This window comes from Corallococcus sp. RDP092CA, assembly GCF_041903675.1.
Lineage (GTDB): Bacteria > Myxococcota > Myxococcia > Myxococcales > Myxococcaceae > Corallococcus.
The window spans coordinates 117,779-130,872 of the sequence record NZ_JAYESI010000021.1; the positions used below are offsets into that span (position 1 = coordinate 117,779).

Consider the following 13,094-nt stretch of genomic DNA (forward strand, 5'->3'; position numbering starts at 1 on the left):
TTTGCCCTCAGGTGAACACCATGTCGCTCCCGACGGAAGAAATCCCCCTCTCGCCTGCCCGTGATGAGCGTCCGCGTGACGACGGCCTGCGCAAGGAAGCCGTCCGGGGCGCCGTGCTGGTGGTGGAGGACGACCCCGCCCACCGCGAGCTCCTGGTGGAGCTGGTGAGCGGCTGGGGCTACGACGCCATCCAGGTGGGCAGCGCGGAGGAGGCGGAGTTCGCCGTGCGCAACAAGCGCATGGACGCCGCCATCGTGGATGTGTTCCTGCCCGGCCGCAGCGGCACCACCCTGATGTCCCGGCTGCGCGAGCGCTTCCCGCAGGCCGTGCTCATCGGCGTGAGCGCGATGAGCGACGCGGCCACCGCGCGCAAGTGCAAGGGCCTGGGCGCGGACCTCTTCATCGGCAAGCCGTTGGATCCGGAGAAGCTGGCCAAGGCGCTGAAGACCCAGCATCACAGCTGGCACTGAGGACGGCGGGGGAGCGGGTTCCGGTTGCACACCCCCGCCGGACGGCCGATGCTCCCTGGCGTGAAGAACCTCGCCTCCGGCTTCCTGCTGGCCATGCCCCAGCTTGGAGACCCGAACTTCTACCGCTCGGTCATCCTGATGATCGAGCACGGGGAGACGGGCTCCATGGGGCTCGTCGTGAACCGGGGGGCGTCCCTGACGCTCGGTGAGCTGGCGCGCGGCCAGTCGATGGAGATCGCGACGGACCGCGTGTCGCAGCCGGTGTTCGTGGGGGGCCCGGTGGAGCCCCAGCGCGGCTTCGTCCTGCACGACGACGACACCGTGGCGGAGAAGCACCCCGTCCTGCCCGGCCTCTACCTGAGCGTCACCCTGGACGCGCTGGGCCCCTTGCTACAGCGGGCGCACCCGCGCGTGCGCTTCTGCCTGGGGTACGCGGGCTGGGGCCCCAGGCAGCTGGAGAATGAGATCGCCGCCGGCTCGTGGCTGTTCGCGGACGCCACCGCGGACGCGGTGCTGGGGCAGGATCCGGTGAAGCTGTGGGATGCCACCCTGCGCGGCCTGGGCGTGGACCCGGCCATGCTGGTGATGGGAAAGGGGATGAACTGATGCTCGACGCCGAGACGCTGCGCCGTTACCTCCTGGACGCCCTGCCGGGCTCGGAGGTGGAGCTGAACGACACCACGGGGACGGGAGACCACTTCGAGGCGCGCGTCATCTCCCCCGCCTTCACCGGCAAGACGATGGTGGAGCAGCACCAGTTGGTGTACGCGCCGCTGCAGCCGTGGCTGAAGTCCGGCGAGCTGCACGCGCTGGCGCTCAAGACCTATTCGCCCGAGCAGTGGAAGAAGCTCGGGCCCCGCTGAAGAAGGAGCAACGACTCATGGATCCGACCCTCAAGGCCCAGTTCGACGAGACGGTGAAGTCGCACCCCATCGTCCTCTTCATGAAGGGCAACGCCCTGTTCCCCCAGTGCGGCTTCTCCGCGCGCGCCCTCCAGCTGCTCCAGCCGCTGGGCCAGGTGCACACGGTGGACGTGCTGGCGGACCCCGCCGTGCGCCAGGGCATCAAGGACTACTCCAACTGGCCCACGATTCCGCAGGTCTACATCCACGGGAAGTTCGTGGGCGGCTCGGACATCCTGATGGAGCTGGACCAGAGCGGCGAGCTCCAGGCGCTGGTCGCCGCCGGCCCCAAGTAGCCGGGCGTCCCGCGCGGGGGCCAGGTGGCCCGGGGGGAGACCCGGGCCCCGTCCCCCGCGTAGACTGGGCGGCGGTCGCCAAGAGGGGTTGAGAGCCGCCGTGCCCACCGTCACACCGCCCGAGTCGAAGCCGCAGGACGCGTCCACCGAAGTGCCCGGAGTGCCGGTCGAGGGTGGTCCCCTCCCTCCTGGCGCGAACGTCGCGGTCGCCGCGCCCGGCGCCGCCGTCGCGGATCCGGACGACCTCGTCAGCACGGAGAAGACGCCCACGCTGGTGGACCGCGTGCAGGCGTTCCGCGCGAAGTACGAGAAGCAGGAGATGGCCCTCTTCTTCTTCGCGGGCTTCCTCTACGACGTCCTCACGCTGAGCCCCGTGGACGATGCGCTCACGGAGGTGCAGAACTTCGCGTACCTGGCCATCCTCGCGGTCCTGCTGGTGCTGGAGCAGCGCTACCCCGAGGGCGTGGAGCCGCCGAGGCTGCTGGCCAAGGTGTGGCGCTTCCGCGAGGACGCGCTGCACTTCTTCCTGGGCAGCCTGCTGAGCGCGTTCACGCTGTTCCTCTTCAAGAGCTCGTCGGGCTTCACGCCGCTCCTGTTCATGGCGGGCATGTTCGGCCTGCTGGTGGCCAACGAGCTGCCGCGCTTCCGGCAGCTGGGCCCCGTCATCCGCGTGGCCATCTTCAGCCTGTGCGTGACGCTGTACTTCGCGTCGCTGCTGCCGGTGCTGCTGGGGCGGGTGGGGTGGTGGATCTTCACGCTGTCCGTCGCGCTGGGCTGCGGCAGCGTGTACGGGCTGCTCCGCGCGGTGCAGCGGTGGCGCCCGGACGACGCGAAGGCGCTGCTCCGCTCGGTGGCGGTGCCCGGCTTCGGCGCGCAGGCGCTGCTGCTCGGGTGCTACTTCCTGGGCGTGATTCCGCCGGTGCCCCTGGCGGTGCAGTACAGCGGCATCTACCACGCGGTGAAGCGCGTCTCCCCGGGCGTGTACCACCTGACGTCGGAGGCGCAGCCCTGGTGGAAGGTGTGGACGGCGTTCCACCACGGCGACCAGGACTTCGCGGTGCGCGCCGGCGAGCAGCCCGTGTACTTCTTCCGCATCTTCGCCCCCAAGGGCTTCCAGCAGTACCGCGTGCGCGTGCGCTGGTACTTCGACCATCCGGAGAAGGGCTGGACGGCGCTGGGCAAGGGCTTCCTCGCCACGGTGAGCAGCAACGGCACGGAGGGCGGCTACCGCTACTACGCGAACCCGGGCACCACGCCCAAGCCGGGCGACTGGCGCGTCGTGCTGGAGACGGAGGACGGGCACGAAATCAACCGCCTGAACTTCACCGTCACCGAGGACACGCGCACCGAGCCGCGTCCGGAGAGGGTGGACGTGTCCGTGCTCAAGGTCATCAAGCCCATCTCGCTGGAGGACTGGCAGCGGCTCCAGCCCCCCGCTCCGGTGCCCACGCCCGCTCCCGCGCCTACGGCGCCGGCGCCTTGAGCAGCGTCACCTGACCCAGCAGCACCGGCACCGCCGTCTCCACGCGCAGGATACGGGGACCCAGGGAGAAGGGCTGGAAGGCGTGCGTCTCCAGCAACTGGGCCTCGAAGGGCACCCAGCCGCCGTCCGGGCCGATGGCGAGCACCACCCGCGTGGCGTGCGTGATGTCCCGGGCCTGGAGGGAGTGGCTGGAGGGCGGGTGGGGGAGCAGGCGCAGGGGCTCCGGGCCGAAGACGTCGTTCAGCTCGTCCTCGACGAAGGGGCGGAAGCGCTCGCGGATGAGGACCTCCGGCAGGCGCGTGTCGCGGGCCTGCTCCAGGCCCTGTAGGAGCAGCTCGCGGACGAAGGCCTCGTTGAGCACCTTGGAGTCGAAGTAGCTCTTCTCCACGCGGGCCGCGTTCACCAGCACGATGCGGTCCACGCCCAGGGACGCCACGGCGGGCAGGACCTTCTTGAGCGCCTTGGGGCGGGGGATGGCCAGGAGCAGGTCCACGCCGGCCCGGGGCGGGGGCTCCTCCGTGAGGTCCACGCGCAGGTGGAGCACGCCGGGGGTGTTCTCCAGCACCTCGCCCGTGCCGGTGAGGCCGTTCAGGCGGCCCACCCGGAGGGACTCGCCGGGTTCGGCCTTGAGGACCTCGCGGGCGTGCTGGGCGCGGCGGCCGGTGAGCCGGGCGGTGCCGTCCGGCTGGAAGTCCTCGTCGAAGAGCAGGAGCAGGTTCACGGTCCCCCTCATGTAGCCGTTCCCGGCCGGGCAGGGGAGGGGGCGAGCCTCCCGAGGTGGGCCGCCCCGGCCGCCGGCGCCGGGCCGTGATAAAGGGCCACAGCGTGCGTACCTTCTGCATCCGGTGTCTGCGTCCCGAAAGCGCGTGCTACTGCGCGCACGTCCCCCAGCTCCAGACGCGCACGCGCGTGGTGTTCCTCCAGCATCCGCGGGAGCGGCGCGTGGCCATCGGCACGGCGCGCATGGCGCACCTGTCGCTGCCCAACTCGGAGCTGCACCGGGGCGTGGACTTCACCGGCCACGCGCGGCTGGAGGAGCTGGCGAAGCACCCGGAGCGCGTCGCGGTGCTCTTCCCGGGCGAGGACGCCATCACGGTGGAGGAGGCCCAGGCGAACCCGCCGGAGACGCTCATCGTCGTGGACGGCACCTGGCCGCAGGCGAAGAAGGTGGTGATGCGCAACCCGGTGCTCGCGGCGCTGCCGCGCATCGGCTTCGTGCCGCGCCGCCCGAGCAACTACCGCATCCGCGCGGAGCCGGCGGACCACTGCGTCTCCACCATCGAGGCGGTGGCGGAGATCCTGGGCCAGTTGGAGGGCAGGCCGGACTACTTCGACAAGATGCTGGGCGCGTTCGAGTTCATGGTGGACACGCAGCTGGAGCGGCAGGAGACGCGCACGACGCCCAACCGCCGCCGCATCTACAAGGGCGAGTGGCGCCCGCCGCTGGAGCTGCGCTCGCTGGCGGAGGCCGCGGACCGGCTGGTCCTCTTCTACGCGGAGGCGAACGCGCACCCGCTGGAGACGGGCATCCCGCCGGAGCTGGTGCACCTGGTGGCGGTCCGCTTCGCCACGGGCGAGCGCTTCGAGGCGGTCATCGCGCCGGAGCAGCCGCTCGCGCACAGCACGCCGCTGCACGTGGAGCTGTCGGAGGAGGCGCTGCGCGCCGGTGAGCCGCGCGCGCAGGCGCTGGCCCGCTTCGAGGCGTTCCTGCGCCCGGACGACGCGCTGACGGTGTGGACCACGTTCGCCCTGGACCTGCTGTGGAGCGGGGGCCTTCGGCGCAGGGCCGCGCGCAATGTGCGGCTGGCCACGGCGCGGGCGCTCAAGGGCAAGGCGGGGGGCGTGGAGCAGGCGGTGGGCCTGCTCAAGGCGCCCGAGGTGGCCACGTGGGCCCGGGGCCGAGCGGGCCGCCGCATCAGCGCGCTGGAGTCCGTGACGCGTGAGCTGGTGGCCCGGGGAAGCGCCACGCAGCCGCCCGCGAAGCTGCCGCGCACCGGCTCCGAGGGCTGAGGGCCGCTCGCTCGCGCTGGCGCTGCGCGCACCGGCTCCGAGGGCTGAGGGCCGCTCGCGCTGGCGCTGCGCTCAAGGGGGGACCGGGCTTCTTGCGCGGAGGAGCGGCTCGGCACCCGGGGCGGGCGGGCTCCCTGCTACTGGCCCAGGCGGGCGGTGCCGACGCTGGCCTCCAGCGTCGTGGAGCCCGCGCGCCACGGACGGGCCTGCTCGCGCGTCCAGCGGCCCACCCGGGCGACGATGTAGCAGGCCACCAGCAGCACCACGGACACGCCCAGCGCCGCCGCCATGCCCAGCCGGGGACCGATGCGCTGCGCGAGGCCTCCGATGTTCGCCCAGCCGTACACCACCGGCAGGTGCAGCACGTAGATCCACAGCGACAGCCGGCCCAGCGGCGCCAGCAGGCCGCTCAGCCGCTGCGGCAGCAGGTTCACCCCGCCCAGCACCAGCAGGCCCTCCGCCACGCGGTACAGCACCACCGTGGGGCTGGTGGGCGTCCACTCCACGGGCACCCAGCGGGTGAGCGCCAGCAGCGCTCCGCCCAGCGCGAGCAGCGCGAAGCCCTGCGGCGGGCCCGGCTTCAGGAGGTGCAGCCCATGCGCGGCGAACGCGCCCGCGAAGAAGTAGCCCGCCCAGGGGAAGAACGAGAAGCGGCTGCCCTCCCCGCTGCCGATGAGCTGCTGCAACGGCACCGGCAGGTGCGCGCCCGCCTGCCACATCCAGGCGCTCGCCAGGGGGATGCCGACCGCCAGCGCACCCAGGAGCAGCCCTCGCGCGCCCAGGTGCGGCGTGAGCACCAGCGCCGTCGCGCCCACGAGCAGCGCCGCGCCGATGCACTGGAGCGCGTCGAACTGGAACACCTTGCGCAGCATGGCGTCGGAGAAGCCCAGCTCGCGCACCGTGCCCCAGCCGGGCCAGTGCAGGAGGTAGCCCAGGAAGAGCAGCAGCAGCGCCCGGCGGAACCGGCGGCCAAAGGAGTCCTTCGCGGCGCCGGGCTTCGTGCCCAGCGCCATCACCACCGCCCAGCCGCTCACCAGCAGGAACAGCGGCGCGGTGATGCCCCGGACCTTCCAGTACTCCTGGACCCACGGGTGGTCCTTGAGCGCGGGCGCCAGCAGCGCGTCCAGCGTGTGACCCATCACCATGGCGAGCACGGCCAGTCCGCGCGCTCCATCAAGCGCGGGGTGACGGGTCTGCCGGAAGTTGAGCGGGGGACCGAAGCCTTTCAAAACGAACCGAGCATAAGCCCACCTTCGGGCCTCGTCTCCAAAACGTACCAACCGTGGGGGTCGGCAGGCACGGGAATGACCTGGATTTCACTCCCAGCCCAGGTTCCGTCCCGTGCACCGGATGCTACAGGATGGATGCATGTCCGCCCGTCCCCCGCTCGCCGCCCTGCTGTTGCTCGCCGCCCCGGTCTCCGCCCGCGCGGCGTCGGGCGACGACTGGTTCGGCAGGGACAAGCCCCGACACTTCGCCGCGTGCGTGGCCACGACGGGCGTGGGCTACGGCGCGGGCGCCGTCCTCTTCGATTCGCCGGGCGCGCGGGCGCTCAGCGGCGTGGGACTGGGACTGGGCGTGGGACTGGGCAAGGAGGTGTACGACCGGGCCCGTGGCAGCGTCTTCTCCGTGAAGGACCTGGCGTGGGACACCGCCGGCACCGCCACGGGGCTACTGGCCGCGTTCCTCGTGGACCGGTTCATCACCGAGGTGCTCCTGCCCCCGCCCCGGAGCGTCGCCACCGGGCGCGTCCGGACGGGCGCGGCGCTCCACGAACTTCAGCAGCAGGTCGCGCTGAAGCAGGGGCTCCACCAGCAGCAGGCGGCCTTCGGGATCCCCGGTGTCGGAGACGAGCACGGTGACCTGTCGGCGCGGGCACTGGTTCATGCAGCCGGTGGGCGTGACGCGCACCTGACCGGCGAGGCCCCGCTCGGCCAGCGCTCCCTGGAGCCAGCGCGGCAGGTCCTGTCCTCCGCTCCGGGCGCTCTTCGCCAGGCACTTGCGGCAGACGAGGACGTCCACCTCCCGCCCCTTGTCGCCCGTGTCGTCGTCCCGCATCCGTCGTCCTCCGGGGCGCCCCGCTTCCAGGCGGATGCGCCGCTGCTTGAGCCCGGCACGCCGCCGGGACCTTGAAGAAGAGGTAGCGGTGTGGGGTTTGTTCCGCAGGGCCCCCGGAGTCCGCCGGGCCGCTGTCCGGGCGGGCGGTGCGCGACTGATGGAAGGGGAAAGCCTGGGGGAGGGGTGCGGCGTTCCGTCGCGGGGCCGAACAGCCGGGGCGCTGGTACGGTGCGCCCCGCGCCTTGTCGTTCACGGGAGGCTCCGCACATGCCGCGAAATCGACTGCTGCTCGGGTTCACCCTGTCGTTGCTGGGCGTGGGCGCGCTCTCTGGTTGTGAGCGCTCGTCCAGCGCGCCTCCGGAGGCGAAGCCGCCCGCGCCCGCTCCGGTGGTGGAGCAGGCCCCGAAGCCCGCCGCGCCGGACGCCGCGGCGGTGGCGAAGCTGGCGTCGCACTTCTTCCAGGCCCCGCGCAACCAGGCGCCGCTGCCCCAGGACACCGCGGCGCAGGTGGCCCTGGGGCGCATGCTCTTCCACGAGCCCCGGCTGTCGAAGAACCACGACGTGTCCTGCAACAGCTGCCACGGCCTGGACACCTTCGGCGTGGACAACAAGGCGCTGTCGGAGGGGCACAAGAAGCAGAAGGGCAGCCGCAACTCGCCCACCGTCTACAACGCGGCCCACCACGTCGCGCAGTTCTGGGACGGCCGCGCGGCCACGCTGGAGGCCCAGGCGGAGGGGCCGATGATGAACCCGGTGGAGATGGCCATGCCGGACGCGAAGCGCGTCGAGGCCACGCTGTCCTCCATGCCCGAGTACACCGCCCTCTTCCGCGCCGCCTTCCCCAAGAGCGGCAAGCCCGTCTCGCTGGCGAACACCGCCCGGGCGCTGGCCGCCTTCGAGCGCACGCTCACCACGCCGTCGCGCTTCGACCGCTTCCTCGCGGGGGAGCACGCGGCCCTGAGCGCGCAGGAGCAGCGCGGCCTGGAGGCCTTCGTCACCACCGGCTGCACCACGTGCCACAACGGCCCGGCGGTGGGCGGCGCGTCGTTCCAGAAGCTGGGGCTGGTGGAGGCGTACCCGGCCCTCACCGACGCGGGCCGCTTCGACGCGACGAAGAACGAGGACGACCGGGGCTACTTCCGCGTGCCCACCCTGCGCAACGTGGAGATGACCGCGCCCTACCTGCACGACGGCAGCGTGAAGGACCTGCCCACCATGGTGCGCCTGATGGGCCGCTACCAGCTGGGGCGCACGCTGAAGGACGGCGAGGTGGCCGACTTGGTGGCCTTCCTCAAGAGCCTCACCGGCGAGCTGCCCCCCGCCGAGCGCATCGCCGCGCCGCCCCTGCCCCCGAGCACGAGGCGCACCCCCAAGCCGGACCCGTCGTAGCCTTCGGAAACATCGCGCCCCGCCCGGCGGGTGCTAAACCCTCGCGCCCATGACCTTCTTCTTCCATCTCCACTCGGGTCTTCGCTACCTGGTGCTGTTGTCCGGTGTCATCGCGCTCGCGTTCTTCGCGTTCGCGGTCGCCACGAAGCGCCCGTTCGACAAGGTGGGGCGCATCCTCGGCGCGTCCTACTCCGGCTTCCTGCAACTCCAGGTGCTGGTGGGCATTGGCGTGCTGGTGACGCGCGGGTACTACCCGGCGCTCATCGGGCACATCGTGATGATGATCCTCGCGGTGGGCGCCATCCAGGGCCCCCTGTCCGCGAACCGCCGGCGCACGCCGCCCGGCTACGTGCTGCCGCTGGTGGGCACGCTGGTGTCGCTGGCGCTCGTGGTGGGCGGCGTCCTGGCCATCCGCCCGGGCCTGTTCGTCTCCACCGCGTTCTGAGCGCGTGTGCGGCGAAGCGGCCGGGAGGTCCAGCCGCCTCGCCAGGGCCGCTCGCTAGCGACGGGCGCGGCGGCGCAGGGCCAGGGGCGTGAGCAGCGCGAGGAGCGCGGGCAGCAGGCCCGGGCTCGCGCTGCACCCGCTGTCCTCGTCGTCGTCCGGGGCCTCAGGCTCCGGGCCCGAGCCCGCGTCCGGAGGCAGCCCCGTGCCCGCGTCCGCGCCGGTGCCCGCGTCCACGCTGGTGCCCGCGTCCGTGGCTCCTCCGGTGCCCGCGTCCGTGCCGCCGCCCGTGCTCGCGGGGCAGTCTCCCAGCGAGTGCTCCAGGGCGCCCAGCGTGGCCGAGGCGGGGCGGGGGCGAGCGCAGAAGTCCTCCGGCGCCAGCGTGCTCCGCGGGGCCGCGCCGATGAGCGATGACACATCGCCCTTGAGCGTCAGGTCTCCCTTGAGCGGCGCCACGTACCAGGACGCGAAGGTGCTGGTGTCCACGTTCGAGCGGTTCGCGCCCTGCGTGCCGGTGGCGCTGTCGCGGTTGTGGATGACGCCGGTCAGCACGTTGCCCGTGGCCTCTCCGGTGGACGCGGCGTAGCGGTAGTCCACGCCCGCCGTGCCGATGAACGTGTTGAACAGCACGCGCGTGTTCGCGGCCTTGTTCAGGTACACCGCGACGTCCGAGCAGTTGGCCACGATGTTGTTGCGGATGACGCCGTCCGAGTGCTCCGGCGAGCACGGCACGGTGGGGTCGAAGGCCGGCGCGCAGTACTCGTTCCCGGTCCCGCCTCCGCCAAACGACAGGCCGATGCGCGTGTCCCCCGCGGGCTGGTCCTTCACGCACAGGACGCGGTTGCGCTCGAAGAGGCCCCGCTTGCCGCCGCTCTTCATGAAGGCGCCGTAGGAGATGCCGCCCTGCTTGGCGAAGTCGTGCAGCGCGTTGTCGCGGACCACCCAGTCGTCGCCCGTGTCGATGTTCAGCTTGGTGACGGGCGTGGAGGTCGCGCGCGCGTGCGTGTCGTAGATTTCGTTGCCCTCGATGAGGCCCCGGTGCGGCATCTCCCAGACGCCGCTGGCGTTCTTCGACGCGTTCACCTTGAGCTGCGCGTTGAAGTCGCGCACGCGGCTGTTGCGCAGGACGAAGTTCTCCGCGTGGCCGGTGACGTGGAAGGCGTGCTCGCAGGCCTCGTCGCTGGAGCAGATGCCCTCCACCGTGAGCCCGTCGAAGGTCCAGTATCGGCCGGACACCTTGAAGCCCTCCTGCGCGTTGAAGCGCACGACGGCCGCGTGGCGGTTCTTCGCGCGCACCGTGATGGGCTGGGCCTGGGTGCCCTCCGCCGCGCAGCTCAGGTTCGCGTTCACGGTGTACGTGCCGTCCTCCAGGACGAGCTCGTCCCCGGCCTTCGCGGACGCGAGCGCGCTCTGGAGGTCCGCCACGGTGGAGATGCTCTTCACGGCCGCGCCGCCCGTCAGGGGCAGGAGGAGCAGGGCGAGGGAAACGGTTCGCAAGGGGAGACTCCCGGATGAGGAGGTGGGGGCTCGCGACGCTAGCGGATCCCCGCCCGGTGCAGGCAGCCTGGCGTGCGCAGGGATTCCGGGCACTAGAGGCTGGGCGTTCGCGTGAGCACCTGTCGTCGCATGGCTCGCCAGACCCAGGACTCGTGGTGGGGACGCTCCAGGCTCGGGGTGCCAGCGCTGGCCGGAGGGCTGCTCATGGCCCCGGGCGCGTTCGCGCTGCCCGAGCGGGGACAGCCCCTGCCGGCCTTCTCCGCGCGCGACCTGACGTCAGGCCCTCACCAGAGCCATGAGCTGAAGGGGTGCCCCACGCTGATGGTCATCATCACGGACAAGGACGCGGGCGACCGCATGCGCGGCTGGTTCGACGCGGCGGACCAGCACCTCGCGGACTCGGTGCACCGCCAGTCGCTCATCACCCTCAAGCTGCCGTTCTTCGTCAGCGAGGGCACCGTGCGGGGCAAGGCGAAGAACCAGGTGCCCCGGGCCTACTGGCGGGACACCTGGCTGGACAAGAACGGCGGCATGGCCCAGGCGCTGGACCTCGCCCCCAGCGACACCCCCTACGTCCTGGCGCTGGACGCGGAAGGACGGGTGGTGGCCAGCGTCCACGCGGACGTGGACTCGCCGGAGGCGCGGACCATCTGGTCCGCGCTCCGCCGGTGACACCGGAGGGCTAGTAGCGCCCGCCGCTGTCGAGGATGGCCTGGAGCTTCTCCTTGTCGTTGGAGAAGGGGAAGGCCTGGTACAGCTGGTAGCCGTTCTGCGGATCCAGCAGCGTGGGCCGCATCAGGCGCACCACCTCCAGCTTGTCATTGGAGAAGGAGAACTGCCCCAGCACCGTCAGGACGTGAGCCACGAGGAAGTTCTCGTTCGGCGCCACCTGCGACAGGATGCGCAGCTTCTCGCGCGGGAAGGACTCGCGCACCATCGCCTGGGTGATGTTGCGGAACTGCGTGTCCGAGATGGGCCGCACCACCGGCGGCGGGGGCGGCATCGGCTGCGGGACCGGGATGCCCGCGCCGTACGGCGCGGCGTCGGCCACGTACTTGCCCAGCTTGTCCAGCTCCTCCATGGCGACGCGGATGCTCTCGCGGCCCTTGGCGTCCTTCGTGCGGGACATCGCGTCGCGCAGCGCGCTCTCCAGCCGGTCGATGCGGCGCTCCACCTGGTCGCGGTCGATGACGGCCTGGTCGCGCCCCGGCGGCGGGTGCGGGAGCGGCTGGGGCATCGGGCGGGGCGGCGTGCCGTGGCCCGGGGGCGGGGCGCGGCTGAACTCCGCGGCGCTGTTGACATTGACGGATTCCCCGGCGCGCGGTGCCGTCTGGGCCAGCGAGGCGGCGGAGGAGAGCAGGACGACGGCGAGGGTCAGGGCCTTCATGGTGTGCATCCTTGGAGGTGTTCGTGCTTCGTCCCATCTGACGGGACGAGGCGCCGCCCATTCAAGCCCCCCGCGATGCACGCCGCCAGAAGGCCCCGGGCGGCCATGCGCCGCGAGGCGTCAGGGCGTCGCGCCACGCTTGGAGACGACCTGGCCGTCGGCGCCGATCTCGTAGACGAGCGGCACGCCCGTGGCGAGCTCCAGGCCCACCACGGTCTCGCCGGACAGCTTGTCCAGGCGCATCACCAGCGAGCGGTTGGAGTTGCCGTGCGCCACGACGAGCACGTTCTTGCCCTGGCGCAGGTCGCCCGCGATGGCGCGGTCGAAGAAGGGCAGCACGCGCTTCGCGGTCATCTCCAGGGACTCGCCGTTGGGGGGCGGCACGTCATAGGAGCGGCGCCAGATGTGGACCTGCTTCTCGCCGAACTCCCTGGCGGCGTCCGCCTTGTTGAGGCCCTGCAGGTCGCCGTAGTGGCGCTCGTTGAGGGCCGCGTCGCGGATGACGGGCGGGCGCTGGCCCAGCGTGTCCAGCAGGATGGCGAGCGTCTCTTGCGCGCGGCTGAGGGCGGAGGTGTAGGCGACGTCGAACTTCAGGCCCTGGAGGGCCTCGGCGGCCTTGCGGGCTTCGGCGCGGCCCTGCTCGGTGAGGGGCACGTCCACGAAGCCGGTGAAGCGGTTCTCGTGGTTCCACAGGGACTGACCATGACGGACGAGGGCGAGGATGGGCATGGCCCTCCTGCTAGCCCAACCAGGGGCAGGGGGAAAAGAGGCAAGCCCCGTCCACCCGCCCGGCCCGTCGTCTTGCGGCCACGCGCCGCGAGCGTCACCCGGCGGCCTGGGCCTCCGACTGGAGGCGCTCGCAGACGGCCGCCACCGCGCTCAGCGTGTTGAACAGGTCCACCATGCCCACCTGCAGGCCCAGGTCGTCCTCGATGCGGTTGGCCAGCAGGGTGGCCAGGAGCGAGTTGCCCCCCACCTCCAGGAAGTGGTCCTCCGGCCGCACCGAGTCCACGCCCAGCAGCTCCTGCCAGTACCCGGCCAGCCGCGCCTCCATGGGCGAGGGGCCTGCGCTCGGTGTGCTCATGGTGCGGTTCCTCCGGGTGGGGCGCTGGAATGGCTGTAAATTGAGAAAAAATAGAACTACCGCGTCAAGAAGGACC

Annotated in this window: 16 protein-coding genes; 10 read left to right on the forward strand and 6 right to left on the reverse strand. The window is 71.9% G+C overall.

Features of this window, described 5'->3' with window-relative positions; genetic code table 11:
- Positions 1–20 precede the first annotated feature (20 nt).
- The 5 genes from U8525_RS22375 (at position 21) to U8525_RS22395 (ending at position 3,151) form a co-directional block, all read left to right on the forward strand.
- Complete coding sequence (locus tag U8525_RS22375; protein WP_374268311.1) at positions 21–470, forward strand: response regulator; 450 nt, start codon at positions 21–23, stop codon at positions 468–470.
- 60 nt (positions 471–530) lie between these two features.
- Complete coding sequence (locus U8525_RS22380) at positions 531–1,076, forward strand: YqgE/AlgH family protein (RefSeq protein ID WP_374268312.1); 546 nt, start codon at positions 531–533, stop codon at positions 1,074–1,076.
- Complete coding sequence (locus tag U8525_RS22385) at positions 1,076–1,333, forward strand: BolA family protein (protein WP_374268313.1); 258 nt, start codon at positions 1,076–1,078, stop codon at positions 1,331–1,333. Before U8525_RS22380 ends, U8525_RS22385 begins: the two co-directional genes overlap by 1 nt.
- A 17-nt stretch (positions 1,334–1,350) precedes the next feature.
- Positions 1,351–1,668 (forward strand): Grx4 family monothiol glutaredoxin, encoded by a 318-nt coding sequence (gene grxD, locus U8525_RS22390; RefSeq protein ID WP_374268314.1) that lies wholly within the window; start codon positions 1,351–1,353, stop codon positions 1,666–1,668.
- A gap of 100 nt (positions 1,669–1,768) precedes the next feature.
- The gene (locus tag U8525_RS22395; RefSeq protein ID WP_374268315.1) at positions 1,769–3,151 is read left to right on the forward strand and encodes a DUF2914 domain-containing protein; all 1,383 of its coding nucleotides are present in this window, start codon (positions 1,769–1,771) and stop codon (positions 3,149–3,151) included.
- Here the strand turns inward: U8525_RS22395 and U8525_RS22400 are convergent.
- Complete coding sequence (locus tag U8525_RS22400; RefSeq protein WP_374268316.1) at positions 3,132–3,872, reverse strand: 16S rRNA (uracil(1498)-N(3))-methyltransferase; 741 nt, start codon at positions 3,870–3,872, stop codon at positions 3,132–3,134. The two genes, U8525_RS22395 and U8525_RS22400, sit on opposite strands and share 20 nt — an antisense overlap.
- Before the next feature lie 104 nt (positions 3,873–3,976).
- On the opposite strand from U8525_RS22400, the gene U8525_RS22405 reads away from it, so the two are divergent.
- Positions 3,977–5,161, forward strand: a complete 1,185-nt coding sequence (locus tag U8525_RS22405; protein WP_374268317.1) for a tRNA-uridine aminocarboxypropyltransferase — start codon at positions 3,977–3,979, stop codon at positions 5,159–5,161.
- Between the two features lie 137 nt (positions 5,162–5,298).
- On the opposite strand, the gene U8525_RS22410 is transcribed toward U8525_RS22405, so the two are convergent.
- A complete protein-coding gene (locus U8525_RS22410) occupies positions 5,299–6,441 on the reverse strand; it encodes an acyltransferase family protein (protein ID WP_374268318.1) in 1,143 nt (380 codons plus the stop codon).
- Between the two features lie 88 nt (positions 6,442–6,529).
- Between U8525_RS22410 and U8525_RS22415 the strand changes: the two genes are divergently transcribed.
- From U8525_RS22415 to U8525_RS22425, 3 genes are all read left to right on the forward strand, one after another.
- Complete coding sequence (locus U8525_RS22415; protein ID WP_374268319.1) at positions 6,530–7,294, forward strand: hypothetical protein; 765 nt, start codon at positions 6,530–6,532, stop codon at positions 7,292–7,294.
- Between the two features lie 192 nt (positions 7,295–7,486).
- Entirely contained in the window at positions 7,487–8,608 is a 1,122-nt protein-coding gene (locus U8525_RS22420; RefSeq protein WP_374268320.1) for a cytochrome-c peroxidase, read from the forward strand.
- Between the two features lie 49 nt (positions 8,609–8,657).
- Entirely contained in the window at positions 8,658–9,053 is a 396-nt protein-coding gene (locus U8525_RS22425; RefSeq protein WP_374268321.1) for a hypothetical protein, read from the forward strand.
- Positions 9,054–9,107: 54 nt separating this feature from the next.
- Here U8525_RS22425 and U8525_RS22430 read toward each other — a convergent pair whose 3' ends face one another.
- Entirely contained in the window at positions 9,108–10,547 is a 1,440-nt protein-coding gene (locus tag U8525_RS22430) for a chondroitinase-B domain-containing protein (RefSeq protein WP_374268322.1), read from the reverse strand.
- A gap of 129 nt (positions 10,548–10,676) precedes the next feature.
- Here U8525_RS22430 and U8525_RS22435 point away from each other — a divergent pair, with 129 nt between their 5' ends.
- Complete coding sequence (locus tag U8525_RS22435) at positions 10,677–11,219, forward strand: hypothetical protein (RefSeq protein ID WP_374268323.1); 543 nt, start codon at positions 10,677–10,679, stop codon at positions 11,217–11,219.
- 10 nt (positions 11,220–11,229) lie between these two features.
- On the opposite strand, the gene U8525_RS22440 is transcribed toward U8525_RS22435, so the two are convergent.
- The 3 genes from U8525_RS22440 to U8525_RS22450 all read right to left on the reverse strand — a co-directional run bounded on the left by U8525_RS22440 (position 11,230) and on the right by U8525_RS22450 (position 13,018).
- The gene (locus U8525_RS22440; protein WP_374268324.1) at positions 11,230–11,934 is read right to left on the reverse strand and encodes a DUF4476 domain-containing protein; all 705 of its coding nucleotides are present in this window, start codon (positions 11,932–11,934) and stop codon (positions 11,230–11,232) included.
- 120 nt (positions 11,935–12,054) lie between these two features.
- Complete coding sequence (locus U8525_RS22445) at positions 12,055–12,663, reverse strand: 2,3-diphosphoglycerate-dependent phosphoglycerate mutase (RefSeq protein WP_374268325.1); 609 nt, start codon at positions 12,661–12,663, stop codon at positions 12,055–12,057.
- Positions 12,664–12,757: 94 nt separating this feature from the next.
- Positions 12,758–13,018, reverse strand: a complete 261-nt coding sequence (locus tag U8525_RS22450; RefSeq protein WP_374268326.1) for a phosphopantetheine-binding protein — start codon at positions 13,016–13,018, stop codon at positions 12,758–12,760.
- Positions 13,019–13,094: the final 76 nt, after the last annotated feature.

Bases quoted from the DNA above. Each gene is read 5' to 3' on its own strand.
- U8525_RS22415 (WP_374268319.1), top strand. From the start codon at position 6,530: ATGTCCGCCCGTCCCCCGCTCGCCGCCCTGCTGTTGCTCGCCGCCCCG.
- U8525_RS22435 (WP_374268323.1), top strand. From the start codon at position 10,677: ATGGCTCGCCAGACCCAGGACTCGTGGTGGGGACGCTCCAGGCTCGGG.
- U8525_RS22440 (WP_374268324.1), bottom strand. From the start codon at position 11,934: ATGAAGGCCCTGACCCTCGCCGTCGTCCTGCTCTCCTCCGCCGCCTCG.
- grxD (WP_374268314.1), top strand. From the start codon at position 1,351: ATGGATCCGACCCTCAAGGCCCAGTTCGACGAGACGGTGAAGTCGCAC.
- U8525_RS22425 (WP_374268321.1), top strand. From the start codon at position 8,658: ATGACCTTCTTCTTCCATCTCCACTCGGGTCTTCGCTACCTGGTGCTG.
- U8525_RS22445 (WP_374268325.1), bottom strand. From the start codon at position 12,663: ATGCCCATCCTCGCCCTCGTCCGTCATGGTCAGTCCCTGTGGAACCAC.
- U8525_RS22420 (WP_374268320.1), top strand. From the start codon at position 7,487: ATGCCGCGAAATCGACTGCTGCTCGGGTTCACCCTGTCGTTGCTGGGC.
- U8525_RS22385 (WP_374268313.1), top strand. From the start codon at position 1,076: ATGCTCGACGCCGAGACGCTGCGCCGTTACCTCCTGGACGCCCTGCCG.
- U8525_RS22375 (WP_374268311.1), top strand. From the start codon at position 21: ATGTCGCTCCCGACGGAAGAAATCCCCCTCTCGCCTGCCCGTGATGAG.
- U8525_RS22450 (WP_374268326.1), bottom strand. From the start codon at position 13,018: ATGAGCACACCGAGCGCAGGCCCCTCGCCCATGGAGGCGCGGCTGGCC.